Source organism: Rhodococcus tibetensis (assembly GCF_024438035.1).
Taxonomy (GTDB): domain Bacteria; phylum Actinomycetota; class Actinomycetes; order Mycobacteriales; family Mycobacteriaceae; genus Rhodococcus_F; species Rhodococcus_F tibetensis.
Genome location: NZ_JANFQF010000003.1, coordinates 62,853 through 84,685, shown reverse-complemented (window position 1 = coordinate 84,685; position 21,833 = coordinate 62,853). Strand labels below are relative to the sequence as shown.

The 21,833-nt window shown below is 65.4% G+C and carries 21 protein-coding genes and 1 pseudogene; 13 read left to right on the top strand and 9 right to left on the bottom strand.

Annotated features, from left to right (window positions below; all coding sequences use genetic code 11):
- Window positions 1–58 precede the first annotated feature (58 nt).
- The 4 genes and pseudogenes from NOF53_RS04605 to NOF53_RS04590 all read right to left on the bottom strand — a co-directional run bounded on the left by NOF53_RS04605 (window position 59) and on the right by NOF53_RS04590 (window position 2,509).
- Window positions 59–229, bottom strand: a complete 171-nt coding sequence (locus NOF53_RS04605; protein WP_255965943.1) for an adenylate cyclase — start codon at window positions 227–229, stop codon at window positions 59–61.
- A gap of 13 nt (window positions 230–242) precedes the next feature.
- Window positions 243–1,042, bottom strand: a pseudogene (locus tag NOF53_RS04600) (helix-turn-helix domain-containing protein).
- A 61-nt stretch (window positions 1,043–1,103) separates the two neighbouring features.
- Window positions 1,104–1,928, bottom strand: a complete 825-nt coding sequence (locus tag NOF53_RS04595; RefSeq protein WP_255965942.1) for an MBL fold metallo-hydrolase — start codon at window positions 1,926–1,928, stop codon at window positions 1,104–1,106.
- Window positions 1,929–2,302: 374 nt separating this feature from the next.
- Window positions 2,303–2,509, bottom strand: a complete 207-nt coding sequence (locus NOF53_RS04590; protein ID WP_250767991.1) for a hypothetical protein — start codon at window positions 2,507–2,509, stop codon at window positions 2,303–2,305.
- Window positions 2,510–3,277: 768 nt separating this feature from the next.
- Between NOF53_RS04590 and NOF53_RS04585 the strand changes: the two genes are divergently transcribed.
- The 3 genes from NOF53_RS04585 (at window position 3,278) to NOF53_RS04575 (ending at window position 5,306) form a co-directional block, all read left to right on the top strand.
- A complete protein-coding gene (locus NOF53_RS04585) occupies window positions 3,278–3,748 on the top strand; it encodes an SgcJ/EcaC family oxidoreductase (protein ID WP_255965937.1) in 471 nt (156 codons plus the stop codon).
- A gap of 505 nt (window positions 3,749–4,253) precedes the next feature.
- On the top strand, window positions 4,254–4,388 hold the full coding sequence (locus NOF53_RS04580; protein WP_255965935.1) for a hypothetical protein: 135 nt from the start codon (window positions 4,254–4,256) through the stop codon (window positions 4,386–4,388).
- 69 nt (window positions 4,389–4,457) lie between these two features.
- On the top strand, window positions 4,458–5,306 hold the full coding sequence (locus tag NOF53_RS04575) for an alpha/beta fold hydrolase (protein ID WP_255965933.1): 849 nt from the start codon (window positions 4,458–4,460) through the stop codon (window positions 5,304–5,306).
- Between the two features lie 11 nt (window positions 5,307–5,317).
- Here the strand turns inward: NOF53_RS04575 and NOF53_RS04570 are convergent, their stop codons facing one another.
- Complete coding sequence (locus NOF53_RS04570; RefSeq protein ID WP_255965931.1) at window positions 5,318–6,028, bottom strand: enoyl-CoA hydratase/isomerase family protein; 711 nt, start codon at window positions 6,026–6,028, stop codon at window positions 5,318–5,320.
- Between the two features lie 117 nt (window positions 6,029–6,145).
- Here NOF53_RS04570 and NOF53_RS04565 point away from each other — a divergent pair, with 117 nt between their 5' ends.
- Both NOF53_RS04565 and NOF53_RS04560 read left to right on the top strand, forming a co-directional pair.
- Complete coding sequence (locus NOF53_RS04565; protein ID WP_255965930.1) at window positions 6,146–6,604, top strand: DUF6292 family protein; 459 nt, start codon at window positions 6,146–6,148, stop codon at window positions 6,602–6,604.
- 366 nt (window positions 6,605–6,970) lie between these two features.
- Complete coding sequence (locus tag NOF53_RS04560) at window positions 6,971–8,356, top strand: wax ester/triacylglycerol synthase family O-acyltransferase (RefSeq protein WP_255966250.1); 1,386 nt, start codon at window positions 6,971–6,973, stop codon at window positions 8,354–8,356.
- Window positions 8,357–8,371: 15 nt separating this feature from the next.
- Here NOF53_RS04560 and NOF53_RS04555 read toward each other — a convergent pair whose 3' ends face one another.
- Window positions 8,372–9,454: an iron-containing redox enzyme family protein gene (locus NOF53_RS04555; protein WP_255965928.1), complete on the bottom strand. Its 1,083-nt coding sequence runs from the start codon at window positions 9,452–9,454 to the stop codon at window positions 8,372–8,374.
- Here NOF53_RS04555 and NOF53_RS04550 point away from each other — a divergent pair, their 5' ends adjacent.
- Complete coding sequence (locus tag NOF53_RS04550) at window positions 9,455–9,673, top strand: CDGSH iron-sulfur domain-containing protein (protein WP_109330043.1); 219 nt, start codon at window positions 9,455–9,457, stop codon at window positions 9,671–9,673.
- Window positions 9,674–9,688: 15 nt separating this feature from the next.
- Here the strand turns inward: NOF53_RS04550 and NOF53_RS04545 are convergent, their stop codons facing one another.
- Window positions 9,689–10,156, bottom strand: coding sequence for a hypothetical protein (locus tag NOF53_RS04545; RefSeq protein ID WP_255965923.1), 468 nt, complete (start codon window positions 10,154–10,156; stop codon window positions 9,689–9,691).
- Between the two features lie 617 nt (window positions 10,157–10,773).
- Between NOF53_RS04545 and NOF53_RS04540 the strand changes: the two genes are divergently transcribed.
- From NOF53_RS04540 to NOF53_RS04510, 7 genes are all read left to right on the top strand, one after another.
- Window positions 10,774–12,246 carry an FAD-dependent oxidoreductase gene (locus NOF53_RS04540; protein WP_255965921.1) on the top strand — a complete coding sequence of 491 codons (1,473 nt, stop codon included), beginning with the start codon at window positions 10,774–10,776 and terminating at the stop codon, window positions 12,244–12,246.
- A gap of 495 nt (window positions 12,247–12,741) precedes the next feature.
- Window positions 12,742–13,197: an STAS domain-containing protein gene (locus NOF53_RS04535; RefSeq protein WP_255965919.1), complete on the top strand. Its 456-nt coding sequence runs from the start codon at window positions 12,742–12,744 to the stop codon at window positions 13,195–13,197.
- Entirely contained in the window at window positions 13,194–14,624 is a 1,431-nt protein-coding gene (locus NOF53_RS04530; protein ID WP_255965918.1) for an alpha,alpha-trehalose-phosphate synthase (UDP-forming), read from the top strand. Before NOF53_RS04535 ends, NOF53_RS04530 begins: the two co-directional genes overlap by 4 nt.
- Window positions 14,625–14,688: 64 nt before the next feature.
- Window positions 14,689–15,756 (top strand): glycosyltransferase family protein, encoded by a 1,068-nt coding sequence (locus NOF53_RS04525; RefSeq protein ID WP_255965916.1) that lies wholly within the window; start codon window positions 14,689–14,691, stop codon window positions 15,754–15,756.
- Window positions 15,738–16,865 (top strand): glycosyltransferase, encoded by a 1,128-nt coding sequence (locus tag NOF53_RS04520; RefSeq protein ID WP_374212569.1) that lies wholly within the window; start codon window positions 15,738–15,740, stop codon window positions 16,863–16,865. Before NOF53_RS04525 ends, NOF53_RS04520 begins: the two co-directional genes overlap by 19 nt.
- Window positions 16,862–17,866: a glycosyltransferase gene (locus tag NOF53_RS04515; protein WP_255965912.1), complete on the top strand. Its 1,005-nt coding sequence runs from the start codon at window positions 16,862–16,864 to the stop codon at window positions 17,864–17,866. The genes NOF53_RS04520 and NOF53_RS04515 overlap by 4 nt, the downstream gene beginning before the upstream one ends.
- The gene (locus NOF53_RS04510) at window positions 17,863–18,687 is read left to right on the top strand and encodes a glycosyltransferase family 2 protein (protein ID WP_255965911.1); all 825 of its coding nucleotides are present in this window, start codon (window positions 17,863–17,865) and stop codon (window positions 18,685–18,687) included. Before NOF53_RS04515 ends, NOF53_RS04510 begins: the two co-directional genes overlap by 4 nt.
- Window positions 18,688–18,689: 2 nt before the next feature.
- On the opposite strand, the gene NOF53_RS04505 is transcribed toward NOF53_RS04510, so the two are convergent.
- Window positions 18,690–19,478 (bottom strand): ANTAR domain-containing protein, encoded by a 789-nt coding sequence (locus NOF53_RS04505; protein ID WP_374212564.1) that lies wholly within the window; start codon window positions 19,476–19,478, stop codon window positions 18,690–18,692.
- 298 nt (window positions 19,479–19,776) lie between these two features.
- Window positions 19,777–21,825, bottom strand: coding sequence for a CocE/NonD family hydrolase (locus NOF53_RS04500; protein ID WP_255965907.1), 2,049 nt, complete (start codon window positions 21,823–21,825; stop codon window positions 19,777–19,779).
- Window positions 21,826–21,833: the final 8 nt, after the last annotated feature.

Here is a 21,833-nt window from a genome sequence, read left to right as displayed (position 1 = left end):
GAAACAGGCGGGTGGTTCCCTCGCCGAGGGAACCACCCGCCTGATGCGATTGACACAACTACCGCGCTCGCTCGATCCGCCGCGTCGACCGCGATTTCTCGTCGGTCGGCACGATGTAATCCGACTTGATCGAGTAGACGAACAGTGCGATGACGCCCACGACCACCACGAGAATGGTCAGCACGACCACCGCGTAACCGAATCCCACACCTATTGCTGCCCAGTCCATTGGACGTACCTCCTCAGTCGCTGCTCACGCTACTGCGCAGGGTAGCCGCTCTCGTGGCGTCAGCGGGAAAGAACGATTCGATGGCGAGTTCCGCCACGGTCACGTCGAGTGGGGTGCCGAACATCGTCGTTGTGCTGAGGAAGGTCAGCTCGGCGCCGCGGTGGCGTACACGGAGCGGTACGACGAGGGAACCGGCTGGGTCACCGGCTTCCGATATACCGCCGGGGTACCCCCTCAACTCGTCGAGCAGGTCCCGGAGCCGGTCGTCACCGGTCACCGCGATCTGGTGTGCGTGCCGATGCAGAAGATGCCCGCGTCACTGGGCCAGATCCACGATGCGCGGCGCCATCCCGCCCGATGGAGACTGAGGCGCAGCACGTTGACCGGCGGTTCCAGCAACGACGGCGCACAGCCGTCCGTCAAGATCGCCGCCGCGTCATTGGCGTCGACCATGTTCCAGTGCCGGTCCACCACCACCGCCGGATACGGCGAATGCGCGGTGAGAATCTTCTCGATCGCGTCCGCAATCGACGCCATCGACACATCCGACAGGCGGTGCTCGGGGAACTCCGGGGCGAATCCGCCCGCGAGCAGCAGTTCGTTCCGCTCGCGCAGGGGAATGTCCAGATGCTCGCTCAGCCGCAGCAGCATCGCCCGCGTCGGATTGGATCGCCCGGTCTCCATGAAGCTGACGTGCCGCGCCGAGACCTCTGCCCGATTCGCCAGCTCCAGCTGACTCAACCGGCGGCGTTCCCGCCACGTTCGCAAGTGGATGCCGACGTGCGAAGTATGCCGATCGTTCAGGGTCGTCATGCAGGCCAGCCTAGGGTGGCGCGGTGGTCGCGGCCATTACCTCCGACGTCATGAGGAGCGGTCACGTCAGGTCGTCGAACTCGCCATTCACCCAGGCACAGTGGCGGGACGCCGAGTACTCGAGCGCCGCCCGACCATCGGTGTCGATCGAATTGTCGAAATTGCCGATGATGCGGTCGAATTCGAGCTGGGACAGCTGGTCGACGATCCTCCTGACAACGGCGGCCGAGAGTGGCAGTCGGTTGGGATACGAGCGTAGAAACGACACCGTGCGGCGATCCGGATTGGGGAAGACACCGTCCCCCGTGAGTAGAACACCCTTCCCGTCCGCGCCGTCGCGCCAATGCGCCACGGCACTACCCGGGAAGTGCCCACCGATCTGATGCAACGTCAGCCCCGGCGCGACATCGTGGGTGCCGGACCAGAACTCGATCGGGCCGTCGGTGCGCGCCAGCCATGCACGATCTGGGTCGGCCACGAGGATCGGAACATTCCCGAGTGCCTCCGACCACTGGGTTTGGACGCCGAACATGTGCGGATGACTGGCCGCGACCGCGAGTACGGGCCCGTGGGCGGCCACAGCCTCGACCGCGGACGGGTCGATATGGCCGATCGGATCCCACAGCAGCGATCCGGCCGGGGTGCTCAGCACCAGTGACTGCTGGCCGATCGCGACCTTCGGTTCCACCGACAGTCCGCGCAGCCCGGGTTCGAGTTCGCGCTCGACAATGCGGTGACCGGAACGGGTGAGGTCCTCGGCGGTCGTCCACTCCTGACCACCCAGCGGGATGTACTGGCGTTCGTCCGCACAGATTGCGCATTCGTCGGGAAGGGGCGTTGTGGGGTCCTGTTCGACGCCGCACGTGGCGCAGAGATGAAATAACACCCCTCGATCATGCATCCTCATAGCTCACCGAGTTGCTGTAATCCTGCGGTGACCGCCGTCGCGCAGGACTATGCCGACTCGGTGAGCAGCAGCGCTCGGCTCGGCGGGGTTGACCGCGTGGTGGTCGGCCTCACACCTTCGCGTGTGCAGGAGTGCGGGAATACGTGGGGGACCGGCGGGGTTGACGAAGCCGACGGTGTTCGACCCAATGCCCCGGGTACCACATCAATATTGTCGCTGCGAGCGACCACTTGCCGAGAGGCGCACTGGCGGGCACCGTCACCCGAGAAGCCGCCGACACCATGGTGTCGGCGGCTTTTTCTCTGCATGTCGTTCGGGCGACGGGACCGGCCCCTCGAGACGCGGTCGACACCCTACTTCGAAGAAACCCAGATGCAGACGCCATCCGGGAAACACACCCACTGGCCGGGGATTTCGACGTTCTGGCTGGGGGAGACGGTGCTGGGCCCGGATCCGGGCGAGGCAGGCTTGGCGGAGGCGAATCCGGCGGCGCCGGTCAGTGAGATCGCGAGCGCGGCGAGGGCGGCAACGGTGGCGCGGGCTGTCGTGGTTCGGATCATGCTGCTCCTTGATTGTTGGCGACCTGTGTGCCGTTACTAGAAGCTTGCGCCATCCCCGACACAGGAAATAGGCACCGCAGGGTGCTGGTCGGCCACCCTCCGGTATCGCAAATGCCGTCTCCCGCCACGAGCGGCCTGACCTGAGTCGATCGCACCGCCGACGACGCCGTCAGCTTAAGCTGACGGCGTGGAAAGCGGCGATCAGCAGGGCGTCAGGGGAGTCGAGGGGCTCTCTGCGCTGTGGGTTCATTACGGCAGTGTGCACAACATGAGCGAAGCAGCCGTGGCGGCGGCCGAACGGGGCGACGAGGAAACTGCTGCGCGGCGGAGGGAACTCGCAGAACGGGCTCAGTCGCGATCGCCGGCGCCCAGTCATCTCGACGCCCTGGCGATCAGCATCCACCTCGAAAATGAGCTGCACAACGCACGATTCGACGTTGTCAGGCGCGCATTGGCTGACGGAGCCAGTTGGTCCGAAATCGGACGTGTTCTCGGGATAAGCAAACAATCCGCCCACGCGTGGTACCGGAGGCGTCATCGGAAACCGGCTGTTCCGAACCCCACTGCGACATTGCGATAGAACGAGGTCGACCAGTTCAGGACCAAGGCCATCGCACCACCGTCAGCATCTGTTGACGGCTATCGGTCGCAGCGACTCATGCTTGCGGCATTCCATTGTGGGAGTTCTGCATCTGCAGGCAGTGGCCCCGGAGTTAGGCTCTATCGGTTGGCGGCTGAGTTCCCTTGCATTTCTTCGCGGAGGCTGGTATGACGACCACAGCGTTCGGCTCAGGCTTCGCAGTACTCGCGTTGGCAATGTCGATCGCGGCGTGCTCGGCGGACAATCCCGCTGGCGGCGAGGGCGATTGCGTCCGCGCGACCGACAGCGAGCTGGATGCGCTCTTCGAAAGTTGGAATGACGCGCTGAGCACCGGCGACGCGAGCAAGGTGGCCGAGTTGTACCGGTCGGACGCGGTGCTGCTACCGACGCTGTCGGTGCCCATCGCAAATACTCCGGGGGAGATAACGGAGTATTTCGCCAACCTGATCAAAGCCGATCCCAAGATCCGCATGGAGGAAAGCGTCAAATACTCGGATTGCAACCTCGCGTACAACGTGGGTCGCTGGGTCATCAATGCCAATGGCCAAGATGTGGCAGCCAGGGTGACGTGGGTGTATCGGTACGAAGACGGAAAGTGGCTGATCGCCAACCACCATTCGTCGGTGAACCCGCAGTGAGCCGGACGGGGGCCGACGGGGACGAACTACGGACAACGGACGCCGGGGGTGCCTCGCCCGCGCGCTAGTTGACATAATGTCGATTATCGGCGTTTTGCCCACCTGGGAAAATAATGCACAGGGCGCCCGATGGCGTCCGCGGGTATGCCCGTGGCGACTTTTCCCTGGAGACATCCACCGATCGACGTCGCACCGGTTGTTCCGGCGGAGACGCGATGTGCGACGACATGTGTCGCCCGATCAAATCCGAGTGGCCGACCATTCCGGATTGATTCATGCCGTTGGATAATATGCAGTTGAGGCGAATTCTCGGCATGTGGGACAGTCCGGGTTGCATCACCCGAACGCAATCCGGATTCGGCCAGACGCGCCGCTACCCCGCTGATCGAGCGTCCAGCCACCCGGTCTCGTTTCGTCACGGTGACGTAATGGTGTTTAGGGGCTGGGGTCATCCAGCCCGGCGAAGGTATGCACACGACATCGAAGATCGACATAGATTTGGCGCATGCTGATATTCGGGACCACGGTCATCGGGGCTCGTGACGTCCGGCGCGCAACCAACTTCTGGGCGGAGGCGCTCGGCCTGACCGCCGGTGAACCTTTCGGTGACAACGACTTCACCAACCTGTATCTGCCGTAGGTCTTGCGGGCTCGCCGAGGATGGGTACCATTCGACGTTCGGCGCCATTCGAAAGGAAGGTCGAGCGGTATGTCCCCCGTTCAACGCATTGAACTGCACGGGGACGAAGCTGCCTATCACCTCATTGGTGCGGGTGAAACGCTCCTCCTGATTCACGGTATGGCCGGTAGCTCCGACACCTGGCGGGCGGTAATCCCCCAGCTCTCACGGCGGTATCAGGTTCTGGCGCCGGACCTGCCGGGCCACGGCAGTTCCGCCAAGCCACGCGGTGATTACTCCCTCGGCGCCTTCGCTGCGTGGTTGCGCGACCTGCTGCACGAACTCGACATCGAACGGGTGACTGTCGTCGGGCAATCGCTCGGTGGCGGTGTGGCGATGCAGTTCTCCTACCAGCACCCGGAACTGTGTAATCGATTGGTGCTCATCGGTAGCGGTGGATTGGGACCAGATGTGAATTGGACCCTCCGAGTGCTGGCTGCGCCCGGGGCCGAGTTCCTTCTACCGTTGATTGCGCCGGGAGTCGTGCGGGACGCCGGGAACAAGGTGCGCTCGTGGCTTGGGGCGGCGGGTCTGCGGTCGGTGCGAGGTGACGAGATGTGGCAGGCCTACGCATCTCTGTCCGATCCGGACACGCGGCAGGCTTTCCTGCGGACCCTGCGCGCCGTTGTCGACTACCGGGGTCAAGCTGTCAGTGCACTGAGCCGTCTCTATCTCAACGCCGACCGGCCCACCCAGTTGATCTGGGGCGACTCGGACGGGATCATTCCCGTCGCCCATGCGTACGCGGCGCACGAGGCCTTGCCGGGCAGTCGACTCGCAGTCCTCGACGGTGTCGGCCACTATCCGCATCTGGAAGCGCCCGGTGAGGTTGTGAACATCATCCACGACTTCGTCTCTGCGCACCCTGCGCCTGCCTGAGAGTCCGGGAGTCAGTCTGCGCTGAGTGCTTCCTGTGTCTCGAGATTTCGCACGGGCGTGCGCAGGGACGCGACGACGTCGGCGTAGAGGGTGGTCTTGATTTCGCCCAGGGTGCGGCCGCGGGTGGAGGCCAGTCCCCCGGCGTGCTCGACTGCTCGGGCGAGGACGTCGTGCTCGCCGGCGACGTCGTCGACGAGGCCTGCGGCGAGCGCTGCGGTACCGCCGTAGCGGCGACCCGTGACCAGGCCGGTATGCGCTGCGGGCGCGGGGAGTCGTGCCGCGAGGAGCGCGATACTGCCGGGCGCATAACTGGCGCCGATGCTGATCCCGGGCAGGCAGAAGTAGCCGCGGTCTTCGCGCATGATCCGGTGATCGTGCGCGGTGGCCAGGATGGCGCCGCCGCCGAACGTGTGCCCGGATAGGGCTGCGACCGTGGGCAGTGGAAACGTGAGTATCCGGGCGAACAGTTCCTGCACGCGATCGATGTAGGCATTCAGCTTGTCTGTGTTCTGGACGACCCACGTGGTGTCGAGACCGGTGGAGTAGAACTTCCCGGCAGCGGTGGTGACGAGCGCGGCGGGACCGTCGTGGCTTTCGACCTCATCCAGTAACTCCGCGACCTGAACGAGCCAATCCGGGTGGAAGGCATTTTCGCTGTCGCGACTGCCCCGCTCGCCCAGGTTCAAGACGAACACGTCCTCCGACCGCTCCAAGTAAGGCATGTCGCGAGGCTACCCAACTGCGCCGGTGAGCACCCGACGAATACTCCCGGCCGCGGGTGAAGTTTCAACCGCAACCGGCAAGGGTATGCCGTTTCTCTACAGCTGAGGCGGTGAACGATGAAGAGTGGAACCGGCGTTGCCGACCAGCGAACCGTTCAGGATTACATCCATGCGGTAGCCCGGTGCGTTCATGCCGACTCGATCGATTGGTGGGCCTCCGAGAGCATTGACGTAGTTCTCGTCCTGCCGTTGCGGTTGCGCTACCTGCCGGGGCGGAACGCGGTTCTGGTGTGGAACCGGCATTTCGGTTGGTCGCTCGGTGTCGAGGGGGTCGGTCGCGCCAGCGTCGTCGTGATCGACGGACTCGGCATCGGGCGCACGCCACCGCCGGCGGTGTGTTCGGACCGCGCACTCGAGCTGATCGACGGCTACTGGCGGTCGACGCCCGTACAGTCGGGCAGTGATGCATCGGACATCAGTGCGGCACAGGGCGAATCGTTGGTGGTTCGCGACCGGTGTCCGCGGATCGGCGCAGAGACGCGCGGGCGCCGCGATCGGGTAGTGAAGCGCCCCTGATCGCCGACACCGAGAATCGGTGTCGTGCCGAAGCACGGCCTCGTCGGCTGTAGGCTCAACCGACAAGACCTGGCCGAAGTCGTACCCGGGTATTACTGCGGCGTCTTGACTGCATACCCGTCGCGGTGAAAGTCGAATCATCGTTGGCTTTGGACTCGTATGCGGGTGATCGCAGGCGGGACGCAGCGTGCGGTGGGTCCGACTCTCGGGTCAGCGACGCCGAAAAGGGCGTGCCGAAGCGGTTTTCGTGGTCTCCTTACTTCCGTGGTGTGGGGCTCTGCCGGCCGATTCGGACGAGCCCGGATCGCACTCGATGGTGAAGTCGACGCGCAAGTGCAGCTCGTGGTCGCCCGAACGGGGGTGCGGATGTTGGTGATGAGCCCCATGGAGGCGCTGTTCGTCCTGTTCGAGACCCCGTCCCATCCGCTGCACGTGGGGGCGCTCGAACTGTTCGAGCCGCCCGCCGAGCGCGGCGCCGACTACGCCCGGACGATGTTCGAGGCGTTGACGGCCCAGGAGGAGGCGTCCGAGTTATTTCGCAAGCGGGCAGTTCGTCCGCTGCGAGGAGTCGGTTACCCGTGGTGGTCGGTCGATGATCGATTGGATCTGGGCTATCACGTGCGGCACACCGCGGTGCCGGGACGCGGGCGGATGGACGATTTGCTGTCCCTGGTGTCCCAGATGCACGGGATACCGCTCGATCCGCAGCATCCGATGTGGGAAATACATGTCATCGAAGGGCTCGCCGACGGGCGAACCGCCGTGTACTCGAAAATTCATCTGTCGCTGATGGACGGTCCGGCAGGTTTGCGGTTGCTCCACCATGCTTTGTCGAGTGAGCCCGACGACCGGAACTGTTCGGCGCCGTGGACACCAGGTGTCGTGGGGGCGTCGCAGCGCACGTCGCTCTTCCCGGTGGCGGCCGTACGTGCGGGCTGGCGGGCCGCCAGCAGCCTGGTGGGGGTGGTGCCCGCGGCCGCGAAAGCGACCGTCGACGGCCTCCGCGAGCACCACCTGACACTCCCCCTGCAGTCGCCCCCCACCATGCTCAACGTGCCGGTCGGTCGGGCCCGGAGGCTGGCAGCACGCTCGTGGCCGATCCGGCGACTGTTGGCTGTCGCAGCGGCCGCCCGCACCAACATCGACACGGTGGTTCTGGCGATGTGTTCGGGCGCGCTCCGCAGCTATCTGCTCGAGAACTACGCGTTACCGGATGCACCCCTGACGGCGATGCTGCCGGTGCCGCTCGACCTCGGTGGTCCGGCTATCGGGCCGCGCGGCCGGGACCACGGCGTGGGTGCGATGGTCGTGGGGCTGGCCACCGATGAACGCAATCCAGCGGCGCGTCTCGCGCGCATCAGTGACTCCGTCGAGCACACGCACCGAGTGTTCGGTGCTCTCAGCCACAATCAGTTTCAGCTGATGAGCGCGCTCGCGATCAGTCCGATACTGCTCGAACCGGTACGCAGGTTCGTCGACGACACCCCGCCGCCGTTCAACGTCATGATTTCGTACATGCCGGGACCGTCGAGGCCCCGGTACTGGAACGGTTCCCGTTTGGACGCCGTGTATCCGGTGCCGACGATCCTCGGCGGTCAGGCGCTCAGCATCACGCTCACCAGCAGGGCCGGGCAACTCGACGTCGGCGTGGTGGGCGACCGTCACGCGGTCCCCCATCTGCAGCGCATCATCACCCATCTCGAGACCTCGCTCAGTGACCTCGAGACCGCCGTCGCCGCATCCGGCACCTGAGCGGCGATTCGGGGTCTACTCGATCGCCTGTCGCAGCGAGCTGCGGCCCTGGTCCCAGCACTGGGTGACGTGCTCTCCGACGAGGTCGTCGAAGGCGAGGCACGCGGCGGCGCCCAGCAGAATGTCATCGCCCGTCGATGGGCGCGCGGACACCAGGCCTCCCGCGAGGTCGCGGCAGACTATCTGTTCGTGCACGGAGTCGGCTTCGACGTGCTCGTCGAAGAACAAGGTGGCGGCCTTGCCGAATCCGAGTCGGGTCAGCCCGGCGCTGTATTTCTTACTCGGCAGCGCCGAGGTGGTTTCGACGGCACAGAGATGCCCGACCAGTGCGCCCAGACGGCGGCGGTGAAGGCCGAAGAGCGACAGCGCATTCAAGGAGGCGAGTGTGATCGCGGGAACTGCGTCGATGTAGTGGGCGTATTTGTCGGAGAGCCTGAGTTCCCGCATGGTGGTGGCGAACAACGCAGAATGCATGCGTTCGGGGCGGCCGCCGCCGTACTCGTCGGATTGCACCTCGACCAGCGCCGCCTTCGGTGCGCCGGCGAGTCGCGGGATACCGAGCGTGTGCACGTCAGCTTCGCGTAGCTGGTTCAGCGAGCGGTGGACGAGCAGTTCACGGAACTGGTCGAGGTCGGCGTCGCGTGCCATGAAGGTGGACAGTCCGGGCCCTGCGGTGGGTGCCGTCATCTTCCACAGTTCCGCCACCACATCCGTCGAACCGGTCGGAGGGTTCGCGACGACGCGGATCGCCGCCTCGAACGGAACCTCGAGGGCTTCTCGCGCCGCCAGCAGATCGGTATTCCACTCCCAGTCGTCTCCGACGCCCGCAATGCCTTGCAGATGCAGTTCGTAGAGGGCCGTGAGGCAGATCTGGGCGTCCTCGTCGTACAGGATGCCCGGACGCCCGTCCTCCGTCGTGTCCGCGGAAGAATCTGCGAGGGAACGCGCCGCCGTCACCAACGATTCGCTGTCTACGACGTCTCCGCGCAGAATGGAGAACAAGAGCTCACTCACGGGACCGCGCGACGCCGGAAAAGGCATCGAGGTTCCGGACGGGGCCACTGTCTCCGACAACGACCGAGAGTGCAGGGTGGTCATATGGACTCCAATTTCACAACGGGAACCGACGGATCCGACGTGACCATCACGGTGTGTCCGGATGGGCCACTTCTCGTCCGCGGTTCGGCGCAATTGTTCGATACCGACGGTAACCCGTTACCGTCGAACCGGGCCACGGTGGCGCTGTGCCGGTGTGGAAGAACCGGCATTGCGCCCTTCTGTGACAGCTCCCACAAGAAGAAGCTTCGCCGTCCGTAGGGGCGGCGGCCCGGCTCACTTCTTGTCTTCGCCCTTACCGACACCAGTTTCGTGCGCAGGTCCCACTCCCTCGTCGCTCGACTCCGTCTGCTCGGTATCCGCCGCCGGCTTTTCCTCTGACGGCGAGGCTACCGCTCCGCGGGCGGTGTCGTCGGGGTCCTTGTCCTGGAGCCGGTTCGCGTCGACGTGCTCGTCGTGCTCCGGACGGCCCTCGGCGGTGCTTGTGGTGCGGCCGTCGTACGGAGGTGTCGCCGCCTGGGCGTTCCCCGGCGGTGTGGAGCCGCCTGCGGGACCGGCGACGTGTTCCCGGCCGGGGTCGGTGCCCGCCTCTCCCGTCGTGGCCACTTCCTCCTGGTCCAGTGATCCCGACTTGCGGTCCGACGGACCGGCCCCGGCTTCGTCCGGACCCGAGTCGCGTGAGCCCGCGGGACCCCGTGCAGCTTGCGGCTCTTCCTGAAGCTGCTCGCCTGGTTCGGTACCCATGATTCCTCCTCGACAACGCTGAAGCGTGGGTCCTCTACGGACCCACTGTTCTAGCTATGCCCCGGACAGCGCGGGCCAAACCCGTTCGCGCGACGCGCCCCGTTGCTGCGGTGACGCCCCGTACGGTCGATTGACTCGCAGGCTGGAACCGACAGACGATCGGTGGCGGTGATGGGTAGGTCGTCAACGAGCGGCGACGGCGCTCGCTGTGGCGTGCAGTCGCCGCAGCGTCCGAGGTGCTTGCGGTACCGGTGCGCCTCGACGCGCGCCGTCGGAGGATTGAACAAGCAGTACACGGGAATGGGACGAACCCTGCGCACTATCCGCGGACGGTCCCTGATCCTGGCCTCGCTGGCGGGTTCTCGGTCAGAGTTCGGAAGTCGTCCGTCGATCGAGCACATACCGCAAAGATCCGTATCGTCCGAGTGGCCGATCGCCTTTGGACGAGGGCAGATCGCTCCGGACGTGCGCTTAGTGCAGCAAACCGTCGGTGACATTCGTGCGGGCTGCGAGGAAGATCGATATAGACCAACTGGTCGCAACCAAGACGAGGCGGAGCATGACATCACCACAGCCCGGTCTCACTGGTAACTAAAGAGTCTCCTCAGGAGTTTGCGGTGACAGATACGTCAGCCGAGACGTCCGTCCGGGTAGAGCGGTGCGACGTCTGCATCGTCGGAGCTGGCATCGCCGGAGTCAATGCCCTATTCGTCGCCAGTCGGTACTTGTCTCGCTCGCAGAAAATCGTCCTGGTCGATCGCCGCGATCGTCCCGGCGGCATGTGGGTCGACACCTATGAATATGTACGACTGCACCAACCGCATGAACTGTTCACCGCCGGCAACATCAAGTGGACTCTCGGCCAGGATCGCTCCTACCTGGCAACAAAGGACGAGGTGCTCACCCACTTCGAACACTGCCTCGACGTTGTCAAGCAACGAGTGCACGTGGACGAGTACTTCGGCTGGGCGCTCGAGTCACATGACGAGGCCGACGGGATCGTGCGCCTCACCTGCAGGTCGTCGGACGGCCGACTCATGGTTGTCGAGGCGAAGCGACTGATCAAAGCCAGCGGATTCGATGTAGTGCCCAACCGCCCACTCGAGATCTCCAGCGCACGTGTCGTGTCGGTGTCACCGGACTACTGCGACATGCGCGGGGACGAGATGCGGGCGAGCGACGACCCTGTGTGGATCGTGGGTGGCGGAAAGACCGCGATGGATACCGCTCACGCGCTGGTCACGGAATACCCCGGTCGGGAAGTGAACCTAGTGGCAGGTTCAGGCACGTTTTTTGCGAACCGCGACCGCTTGTTCCCTGCTGGCGGCCGACGATGGTGGGGCGGCACACTGGTGACCGGCATCTTCATGGAACTGGGTCGGCGCTTCGACGGGACCAACGAGACCGATGTCGCGACCTGGTTACGCGCTACGTACGGCACCTGGTTGACCCCCACTGCAAGCAACTACCTGCTGGGATTGCTGTCCGAAGCAGAGAATAACAGGATTGCCGCCGGCCTGAACGAGGTGATCATGGATCACGTCGTTGATGCCGTCGACCGCAACGGCGAGACCGACTTGGTGTTCCGCAGCGGATCAGCGAAGACGATTCAACCGGGCAGCTGGATAGTGAACTGCACCGGATACATGCTGCGCGGGGACCACCCCTACGAGCCCTATGTTTCCGCCAGCGGTGCGGTCATCTCGGTGCAACCGCGCTCTGCCACACTCCATCTGACGTCGTACGTGGGTTACTTCTTGACCCACCTACTGTTCTTGGACAAGATCAGGGACGTCCCACTATATGAACTCGACGCGCCAGATCTACGGAAGAAGTCGAATGCGGCATTTCCGTACACGCTCGCATCGCTAGCCATGCACAACCTCAGCCTCATCGTCGACACCGTCCCGAACAAAGTGTTCCTCGATTGCGGACTCGATCTCGATCGCTGGTACCCGCCGCCACGCCGCATGATCGGAACAACGCGGTTCATGCTCACCCACCGCCGCGGACGCGAGCACCTCCGGCAGACCCTGGACACTGTGCGCGAACGATTCGATGTTCGCTGCGGCCCACTGATCCAAGCGTAACTCGGTAAGGAACCTGAGCCGGGAGTAGAGCAGCAAACCATGGGTGACATTCGTGATATCTGCGAGGAAGATCGAAATAGTACCGACTGGTCCGCACAGCTGGGGGCGGAGCATGACATCACCACAGCCAGTCTCGATTGATGACGTCAACGTAGCGACCGGCCCGTCCCGCCTGTGCGGCGAGTTCAAGAAATCTTCAGCCCTGGTTCCGCTTCTTCGCACGCTGACGTGCGACGACGAACAATACGACGGCAACAAGTATCACGAGTGCAATGAGCTCCATTTCTCCCGGTTACCCGGCCGCCCGGAACCTATGCACCGCGCCGAGATCACGGAAACCTGCTCCACGTCCGTGAGGAGGTGAGGCCGAAGTTGACAGGATGGGGTAACGTCAGTGTCCTGCACGGTTGAGCCCCCAGCCGCAAAGGACGGGCTGGGTTCGCACACCGTTCCCGTGCCTGTCTCCCTCGTCGCTACGACCGTGAGGAGTCCGTTATGAAATCTGTTCTCAGTGCACATTCGGGACACCGCGATTCCACAGAAAACACCATGCTTTTCAGCTGGGACACCGAACCCGAGCACGGCAAGCTCACTTTCGATTGCACCCCTTCCGCCGCCGGCATCCTCGTCGTCCGTATCTCCGGTGACATCGACGTCACTACCGTTCCCCTCTTCGGCAGTCACCTGGACGAGGCGGTCAACGAACGACGGCCGTTCGTCCTGGACCTGTCGCATGTCCAGTTCTTCTGCGCGTCAGCTCTTTCGGTACTCGAGATCATCGCCGGCCGCGCGCGTAGGCTCGGGCTGCCCTGGGCGGTCACCGGAAACACGGCGGTGCGCCGGCCCCTGACTGCAATGAAGATGGATGCGGTAGTGCCGTATTCGACCTCCCTCGACGAGGCGTGCAGACTTGTCGCAGAGGGGCTCCCGACCCACGGGATCTCTGCGTGAACGACGAAGCGCCGCACGGAACATCCGATTTCGTCGTCGTGGCGAACCGGCTCCCCGTAGACCTCGAGACACTCGACGACGGCACCACCCGATGGAAGCGGAGCCCGGGAGGACTGGTCACGGCCCTCGAGCCGATCCTCGACCGGCACAGCGGCTCGTGGGTGGGCTGGCCTGGCGTCCCCGACACCAAGGTCGAACCTATCGTGTCGGGGAAATTGCATCTGTATCCCGTCGAGCTCAGTTCGGGCGAGGTGACGCACTACTACGAGGGATTCTCGAACGCCACCCTCTGGCCGCTCTACCATGACGTGCTGGTCGCGCCGGTGTTCGACAGAGGCTGGTGGCATACCTATGTGGACGTCAACCGTCACTTCGCCGAGGAGGCGGCCCGGACGGCGGCCGAGGGTGCGACGGTGTGGGTGCAGGATTACCAATTGCAGCTCGTACCGCGACTGCTGCGTGAGATGCGTCCCGACCTGACCATCGGTTTCTTCCTGCACATCCCGTTCCCGCCGGTCGAATTGTTCATGCAGTTGCCCTGGCGCAAGGAGATCGTGCAGGGCCTGCTCGGGGCGGATCTGATCGGGTTCCATCTCCCCGGCGGCGCCAACAACTTCCTCTTTCTCGCCAGCAGGCTGCTCGGGCTGGATACCACGACGGCGGGGGTCGGGGTCCGCAGCGCGCTCGGCGAGGTGCGGCTCGAGGACCGGGTCGTGCGAGTGGGTGCCTTCCCTATCTCCGTCGACGCCCGGCAACTGATCGACGAGGCGACGGCTCCGGCCGTCGTCGCGCGGGCCGCCGAGATCCGCCGCGAGCTGGGGAACCCGCGGAGGGTTCTGCTCGGGGTGGACCGCCTCGACTACACCAAGGGCATCGATTTGCGACTCGAAGCCCTCGGTGAACTTCTCGACGAGGGTCGTCTCGATCCGTCCGACACCGTGATGGTGCAACTGGCGACGCCGAGCCGCGAACGCGTCGAGCACTACGTGAAGATGCGCAGCGCTATCGAAGAACAGGTCAGCCACATCAACGGCGATCACGGGCAGATCGGCAAGCCCGTAGTGCATTACCTCTATCAGCCAGTGGACCGCCGCGAGCTGATCGCGCTCTACCTGGCCGCGGACGTCATGCTCGTTACGCCGATGCGGGACGGAATGAATTTGGTGGCCAAGGAGTATGCGGCTTGCCGCACCGACTTCGGCGGTGCGCTGGTGCTCAGCGAGTTCGCGGGAGCCGCCGCGGAACTGCGCGGCGCCTACCTGGTCAACCCACACGACCTGGACGGCATGAAGAACACGATCATCGAAGCCCTCGAGCAGGACCCCGACCAGGGGCGGCGGCGCATGACGAGACTGCACGAGCAGGTTGTCGAGCACGATGTGCATCGATGGGCCGAGTCGTTCCTGGGTGCGCTCTCGCCACCATGATCCCCCCGCGCCGACACGGCGCCGAACCGTGATGACGGCTCGCCCACGGACGAAGGAGTAGATAGTGATTCGGGTCGCCTCAGTACCGGCGTCTCACGTGTACGTTCGCCATCTCGCGGATCCGGACGGCCCCGACCGCGTTGTTCGTCTCCCTGATCCCGTGCCGGCAGACGGACGCACGGTACCCGGTGGGTGGTGGCCCCCGTTGATGCTCGACCCCGAGTGGATCAGCGAGAACCATCGGAGTTTCGACGTCTTTCACATCCATTTCGGCTTCGACGCCATCGACCCGGCGTTGATGAAGGACATCGTGCACGAACTCTCGTCCTGGCGGAAACCGTTGGTGTACACGGTCCACGATCTGCGTAACCCGCATCATCCGGACCCCGAGCCCCATCTCGAAGCTTTGGACGTGCTGGTGCCCGCCGCCACCGAACTGGTCACCCTCACCCCCGGTGCGGCCGCGGTGATCGAGTCGAACTGGGCCCGGACCCCTACCGTGCTTCCCCATCCGCACGTCGTCGAGCGGGCCCTCGTCCAACAACCCCGGTCCGATCCAGGGTGTTTCGTCGTCGGTGTCCACGTCAAGAGCCTGCGAGCGAACATGGATCCGTTCCCGGTGCTCGACACCCTCGTCCGGACCGTGTCGGCGTTGGACGGGGCGCGACTGCAGATCGACGTCCACGACGAGATTTTCGACCCGGACAACCATTGGTACGCCCCGGACGCCGGAGCCCGGCTGTTGGGCTATGCCGATTCCGAGTGCGCCGACCTGCGGGTTCACCCGTACTTCTCCGACGAGGAGTTGTGGGATTATCTGTCGTCCCTGTCGGTGTCCGTGCTGCCGTATCGTTTCGGCACCCACTCCGGCTGGCTCGAGGCCTGCTATGACCTCGGCACCGCGGTGGCCGCGCCGTCGTGCGGTTTCTATGCCCAGCAGAAGAACTGCGGGACCTACGATTTCGACGAGGACTTCTTCGACGCCGCGTCGCTCGAGCGCTGCATTCGGAGCCTGCGCGGTCGGTCGAACACGCGGGCCACCTGGGGTGAACGCGAGCAGGAGCGGCGTTACCTGGCACGGGCGCACTACGACCTCTACGAGCGGGCGCTCTCCTGGCGGGGGTTGCCGTGACCGCAGCCTCGCTTCGGATCGCCCTCATCGCATCGAGTCGCTACCCTATCCGCCAGCCGTTCCCCGGTGGCCTCGAATCTCACGTCTGGTGTCTCGCCCGCACCCTGAGCGACGACGGTCATCACGTCACCTTGTTCGCGGGCCCGGGCTCGGACCGCGCACTGGGGTGCGCTCACCTGCAGGTACGTAGCCTGGGTATCAGCCAGGCTGCGCAGCAGGACGTTTCGATGCCGTCGATGTGGTTCATGCAGGAGCATCACGCCTACCTGCAATTGATGCTCGACCTGTCCGGCCCGCTCGCCGAGTCGTTCGACGTGGTGCACAACCACAGCCTGCACTACCTTCCGGTCGCCATGGCCTCCGCCGTTCCCGTACCCGTGTTGTCGACACTGCACACCCCGCCCACTCCTTGGCTGGAGTCGGCGATCGCGGTGCGCTTGGGCGCCGGGGCGCATTTCGTGGCGGTGAGCAGACACACTGCAGCCGCGTGGCGGCACGCCGTCGACGACATCCAGGTGGTGCCGAACGGCGTCGACCTGGGCAGTTGGCCCGAAGGGCGCGGTGGACCGCACCTCATCTGGTTCGGCCGGCTCGTGCCCGAAAAGGGTGCGCATGTCGCCGTGGACGCCGCACGGCGTGCCGGATTCCCGATCGTGCTCGCGGGACCGATCAGTGATGTCGAGTATTTCGAGCGGATGATCCGGCCCGAACTGGGACCGGAGGTCACCTACCTGGGGCATCTGGGACAGCGGGAACTGGCGGCGGCGATCGGCGGCGCCGCCGCGACACTGGTGACTCCTCTGTGGGACGAGCCGTACGGGCTGGTGGTCGCGGAATCGTTGGCGTGTGGAACGCCGGTGGCGGCGTTCGCACGCGGCGGCATCCCCGAGGTGCTCACCCCCGCCTGCGGAAGGCTGGTGGCAGCCGGTGATGCCGATGCCCTTGTCCGGGCGATTCCCGCCGTCGTCGGGCTGTCGCGTACGGCGGCGCGCGCCCACGCGAGGGAACGCTGCTCCGAGCGCCGAATGGTCGACACGTACGTCGCCCTTTACCGCCGACTGACCCGGGGCCACACCCGGTCCCGGGCTCAGGGGAAGGCTGCACCGTGATCGGCTACTACATTCACCATCACGGCCATGGTCACCGGATGCGGGCATCGAGTATCTCCGCGCAGTTGCACTCGCCGGTCACCACCCTGTCCTCGGCACCCCCACCCCCTGCGGCGCGTTTCGCCGATAGCATTTCGCTGGCCCGTGACGACCGCGGCGGCGACCCCGTCAACCCCACCGCAGACGGCGCGTTGCACTGGGCGCCCACACACGACACCGGGCTGCGGACACGGATGGCGAGGATCGTCTCCTGGATCGACTCGACCCGCCCCGATCTGGTGGTGGTGGACGTGTCGGTCGAGATCGCGGCCCTCGTGCGGTTACTCGGTGTCCCGGTCGTGGTGATCGCCATGCCCGGCGAACGCACCGACGCGCCGCACCATCTCGGTTATCAACTGGCCGACCACATCATCGCCGCATGGCCGCAAGCTCTGTACGACCCGGAGTGGTTGCGCGAATTCGCCCACAAGACCACCTTCGTGGGCGGAATCAGCCGATTCGAGGAACGTTCGGTCACCCCACCCGAACAGTCCGAACGGACCCGCATCCTCGTACTCAGCGGCGCGGGCGGAACGTCGCTGACGATGGACGACGTCCGGCACTGTGCACACGAGCACCGGAACTACCGGTGGCAGGCGCTCGGTCTCCCGGGGGCGCCGTGGGCGGAGGATCCGTGGCCGCCGTTGTGCGGATGCGACGTGGTCGTCTCGCACGCCGGGCAGAATGCGGTGGCCGACATCGCCGCTGCGCGTCGCCCGGCGATCATCATCGGCCAACCGCGACCATTCGACGAGCAGGTGGGGACCGCACGGGCACTCGGCAAGGCGGGGCTCGCCGTGTCGATACCCCGCTGGCCGGAGACGTCGCAGTGGCCGCGACTCGTCGACCGCGCGCTCGCGCTGGGCGGCGAACGTTGGGTTCGGTGGCAGACCTCCGGTGCTGCAGCACGCGCCGCCGCGGTCATCGACAGTGTGGCCAAGCGTGCGGAGGGACTGCGATGAAGACGGCGGTTGTGACGATCGCCGCCCAGCGCGAACGTCACCTTCGGGAGCATCTGCGTTCCGTCGGGCAGATGACGGACCGTGTGGACGATCACGTCGTCGTCGCGATCGGCGACCGCAGGACCACCGAGGTGGTGTCGGAATGTGGTGACGCCCGCAGTGTGTGGTGCGAATACGACCAAGGACCTCTCCCCCTCGCCGCGGCCCGCAATCTCGGCGCCGACGCTGCCCTGTCGGCCGGGGCGGATCTGATCGTCTTCCTCGACGTCGACTGCCTCGCCGGTCCGGCGCTTCTCCGAAGGTATCGAGTGGCTGCCGACCATCCGCGCAACCACGCCGCTCTACTGTGCGGGCCGGTCACGTACCTGCCACCGCTCGGACCGGGTGGCTACGACCTCGACCGGCTCGCCGAGCTGCGGAACCCGCATCCCGCCCGCCCGGCACCCGAAGACGGAACAGTCCTGACCGGAACCGACTTCACCCTCTTCTGGTCCCTGTCGTTTGCCGTGAGCCGCGAGACCTGGCACCACATCGGCGGCTTCTGCACCGAGTACAGCGGATACGGGGGCGAGGACACTGATTTCGCGTGTTCCGCGGCCGAGACCGGGATCGGTCTGCGGTGGGTGGGCGGCGCGGACGCGTTCCACCAGCACCATCCGGTGTCCGATCCGCCCGTCGAACACTTGTGCGACATTCTGGCCAACGCCCACCTGTTCCACCGGAGGTGGGGGTGGTGGCCGATGCGCGGATGGCTGGACGCGTTCGAGACTCTCGGATTGATCGAATACGACGCGACGCAGTCACGGTGGGTGCAGCGGTGATCTCATCCGACCGGAGTGGTCACCGATTCGACGATACGACGCGCCACCTCCGCGAGTTTGAGATGTTCCTGCTGGGACTGCACCACGAGGATCTCGAAGGCTTGATCGGCGGAGACGCCTTGTAGTGCCATCACGATTCCCTTGGCCTGCTCGATGACGGCGCGCGACTCCATCGCCTTCGTCAGGCCGGTGACCTCGTTTCTGGCCAGGGTCACGCGGCGTGCGCTCTCGAGGAGCCCCTCGATGGCCGTGGTGTATACGAGCAGGACGACGGCGTCGAGGTCGCTGAAGCCGTGGTCTCCGCGGCCGTAGAGATCGAGGGTGCCAGCCACGCTCTCGTCGACCGTGAGGGCTGCCGACAGGACACTGCGCATCCCGGTCTGCTCGAGGTCCTTGGCCAGGGAGGGCCACCGCACCGCCGCGTCGACGAGCCGGAACCGCACGACCTTCCTGGTTGCCACGCGCCCGGCGGAGGCCCCGCCGATTGGACCGGGTGACGAGTGCTGCGGCAGGTGCCGGGGGTTGATGGTGCGTACCGCTTCATCAGTCGAGGCGACGGTGACCACCTCTGCGTCCCGCTCGAGTGATATTCCCGCCATATCGGCGTCACCGATCGCATCGACCACTCGCTCGCAGACACGTCTCAGGAGACGGTCCATCTCCACGTCAGACCCAGAGTTCCTGTTGAACTCATCCAAAGCCGTTGCCAATGAACCTAATTGAGCCGCGACTGCGGCGCTGTCGAGGGCATGGGGCATCGACCCGGGGAACTCACCTGCAGTCTCGACCATTCTCGGATACACCTCAAATCCCGGGTGTAACCGAACGGGACACCCACTGAACGAACGCAGCAGCTGTCTCTACCGTCGAGATGACTTTACTCGACCGCGGATGCGGGCCTGCCCACCGATACCCACAGTGGACGCGGCGCCCGCCCGGGTCAGCGAACCCGCCGGTTGTCACTACCGGCGAGAACGGTCACTGGATCGGCGACGGCAGGCAGAGTCCGCCGCACGGCCCCTCCTCCGGGGCTGCTGGTCACCGAAACAGCGCGTCTCAGCCCCCTTGGCGGCTTGTGAGGCCGCACCGTCACACCAGCTGACGCGGGATCCGTCGGTGCCAGTTCTGCGAATGGACCCGCCGGTCTCCGTGCGCGGCGTCGAGTTCGTAGGCGTCGAGTTCCGCGGTGATCACGAACTCCGTGGCCGTCGACGTCAGGATCGTGCGTGTGCGGACCTCGGTCCGCCAATCGTCGCGCTCGTATCGGCGCACGGTCTGCGTTTCCCCGCGCGCGGAGTTGACGTCGTTGCCGCGGAAGCTGAACCACTCCCGCGTGGCCCTGCTGACGACGGTCCCGATCTCATCGATGCGGAACGATCCCTGGTCGTCGACGATCTCGAGCGTCGAGGTGCTGCTCTCGAGGTCGCGGATCGTGCGCCAGTGGTGCTCGCCCTGACGGAGCCGGGTCACCGCCAGCTTCTCGGCGGCCCGCGGTTGCCCGAGATCGCGCAACCGGGCGTCGTCCTCGTCGCGGGGCGGGCGGACGGGCAGGGTGAGTGTTCCGCCGGTGGACACGGTCAGGGTCACCGGTTCCGGTGGTGGCCACGCCAACGGAAAATACGAAGTGGACAGTGACAGCCGCACTCGGTGCCCGGCCGGAAACACTTGGGCTGCGCCATTGAGCTGCAACCGGATCCGGTATTTCCGTCCCACCGTGAGAGGGGTCGGATGTTCGCTGCCGTCCCGATGCGTGAGGTTCAGAACACCGTAAGTGGCCCGGGTGGCCTCACCGTTCGGTGCCACATCGGAGAGGCGGGCGGCGAGCATCGCGACCGGGGTGTCCGACGACACCTCGATGTCGACCTCCGGCAAACCCAGAATTTCGAGCGTCTCGTCGAGCGACTCGGTTTCGAATACGAGCGCGCCGCCGTCCTCCTCGCGCTGATCCGACGGCAGGTCGGGGGTGGCCGCATACGACGCCCACTTACCGGCGAACATGCCCACGCTCATCGGCGACTGGAGGAACAGGGGGCGAGGTTCGTCGTCCTCCCGGGCGGCCGCGCGGGTCTCCGTGAGAATGTGCCGGCCGAAGGTGTACCGGCGCTGCTCGAGGTTCGGGGACGGCCAGGACGGTTCGGCGACCCAACGGCCCGGCCGCTGCGCGTAGGTGGGGTTCGGTTCCACGCTGTTCTGCATCCACGCCCGCACCATCGGCTCGTCCATGACTCCGTTGTCGATCCCCTTGAGCCAGTGATCCCACCAGCGGACGACTTCGGTGAGGAAGTCGATCGCCGGACCGGGCACGCCGAGATGGGGGTATTTGTGGCCCCACGGCCCGATCAGCCCCTTACGCGGGACGTCGAGGTTTTCCATCAGGCGGAAGATCGCGTTGGTGTACCCGTCCGCCCAGCCGCCGACCGCGAGAACCGGGCAACGCACAGCGCTGTAGTCCTCGTTGACGGAGGCTCGTTTCCAGTAGTCGTCGCGGTGCTGATGTTCGAGCCAGTTCTCGATCCACAGTCCACTGCCCCGGAGTCGCTCCAGCCACATCTCGCGCCAGGTGTCTCCGACGATCGCCGGGTCCGGGGGCAAGCTGTTGAAGGCGAACATCACGGTGGCCTCAGACAGGTTGTCGGAGAGCAGGCACCCGCCCATGTAGTGCATGTTGTCGACGTAGAGGTCCTCGGTGGCCGATGCGCTGATGATCGCCTTGAGGGCGGGTGGGCGCTGCGAGGCGACCTGCAGGCTGTTGAATCCGCCCCACGAGATACCCATCATCCCCACGTTTCCATCGCACCACGGTTGTTCGGCCAGCCAGGCGATTACCTCGTAGGCGTCGTCGTGTTCGGCGGGGAGGTACTCGTCCTGCAGGACGCCGTCGGAGTCGCCGCTGCCGCGCATGTCGACGCGCACACAGGCGTACCCGTGTCCGGCGATGTAAGGGTGATTCAGGGCGTCACGTCCACGGGTGGAGTCGCGTTTGCGGTACGGCAAGTATTCGAGCACGGCCGGAACTGGGTCGGTGTCCGCACCGGCCGGCAACCACATGCGCGCGGCGAGCCGGGTCCCGTCCGTCATGGTGACAAACGTGTTCTCGATGACGCGGACTTCACGGGGGAACGCGGTGACCGTCTGCATGAAAAGAC

Excerpts from the sequence above, each read along its gene's own strand:
- NOF53_RS04605 (WP_255965943.1), bottom strand. The coding sequence starts at position 229 with ATGGACTGGGCAGCAATAGGTGTGGGATTCGGTTACGCGGTGGTCGTG.
- NOF53_RS04585 (WP_255965937.1), top strand. The coding sequence starts at position 3,278 with ATGACGACCACAGCGTTCGGCTCAGGCTTCGCAGTACTCGCGTTGGCA.
- NOF53_RS04580 (WP_255965935.1), top strand. The coding sequence starts at position 4,254 with ATGCTGATATTCGGGACCACGGTCATCGGGGCTCGTGACGTCCGGCGC.
- NOF53_RS04505 (WP_374212564.1), bottom strand. The coding sequence starts at position 19,478 with ATGGTCGAGACTGCAGGTGAGTTCCCCGGGTCGATGCCCCATGCCCTC.
- NOF53_RS04560 (WP_255966250.1), top strand. The coding sequence starts at position 6,971 with ATGTTGGTGATGAGCCCCATGGAGGCGCTGTTCGTCCTGTTCGAGACC.
- NOF53_RS04535 (WP_255965919.1), top strand. The coding sequence starts at position 12,742 with ATGAAATCTGTTCTCAGTGCACATTCGGGACACCGCGATTCCACAGAA.
- NOF53_RS04570 (WP_255965931.1), bottom strand. The coding sequence starts at position 6,028 with ATGCCTTACTTGGAGCGGTCGGAGGACGTGTTCGTCTTGAACCTGGGC.
- NOF53_RS04545 (WP_255965923.1), bottom strand. The coding sequence starts at position 10,156 with ATGGGTACCGAACCAGGCGAGCAGCTTCAGGAAGAGCCGCAAGCTGCA.
- NOF53_RS04500 (WP_255965907.1), bottom strand. The coding sequence starts at position 21,825 with ATGCAGACGGTCACCGCGTTCCCCCGTGAAGTCCGCGTCATCGAGAAC.
- NOF53_RS04565 (WP_255965930.1), top strand. The coding sequence starts at position 6,146 with ATGAAGAGTGGAACCGGCGTTGCCGACCAGCGAACCGTTCAGGATTAC.
- NOF53_RS04590 (WP_250767991.1), bottom strand. The coding sequence starts at position 2,509 with ATGATCCGAACCACGACAGCCCGCGCCACCGTTGCCGCCCTCGCCGCG.
- NOF53_RS04510 (WP_255965911.1), top strand. The coding sequence starts at position 17,863 with ATGAAGACGGCGGTTGTGACGATCGCCGCCCAGCGCGAACGTCACCTT.
- NOF53_RS04575 (WP_255965933.1), top strand. The coding sequence starts at position 4,458 with ATGTCCCCCGTTCAACGCATTGAACTGCACGGGGACGAAGCTGCCTAT.
- NOF53_RS04555 (WP_255965928.1), bottom strand. The coding sequence starts at position 9,454 with ATGACCACCCTGCACTCTCGGTCGTTGTCGGAGACAGTGGCCCCGTCC.
- NOF53_RS04550 (WP_109330043.1), top strand. The coding sequence starts at position 9,455 with ATGGACTCCAATTTCACAACGGGAACCGACGGATCCGACGTGACCATC.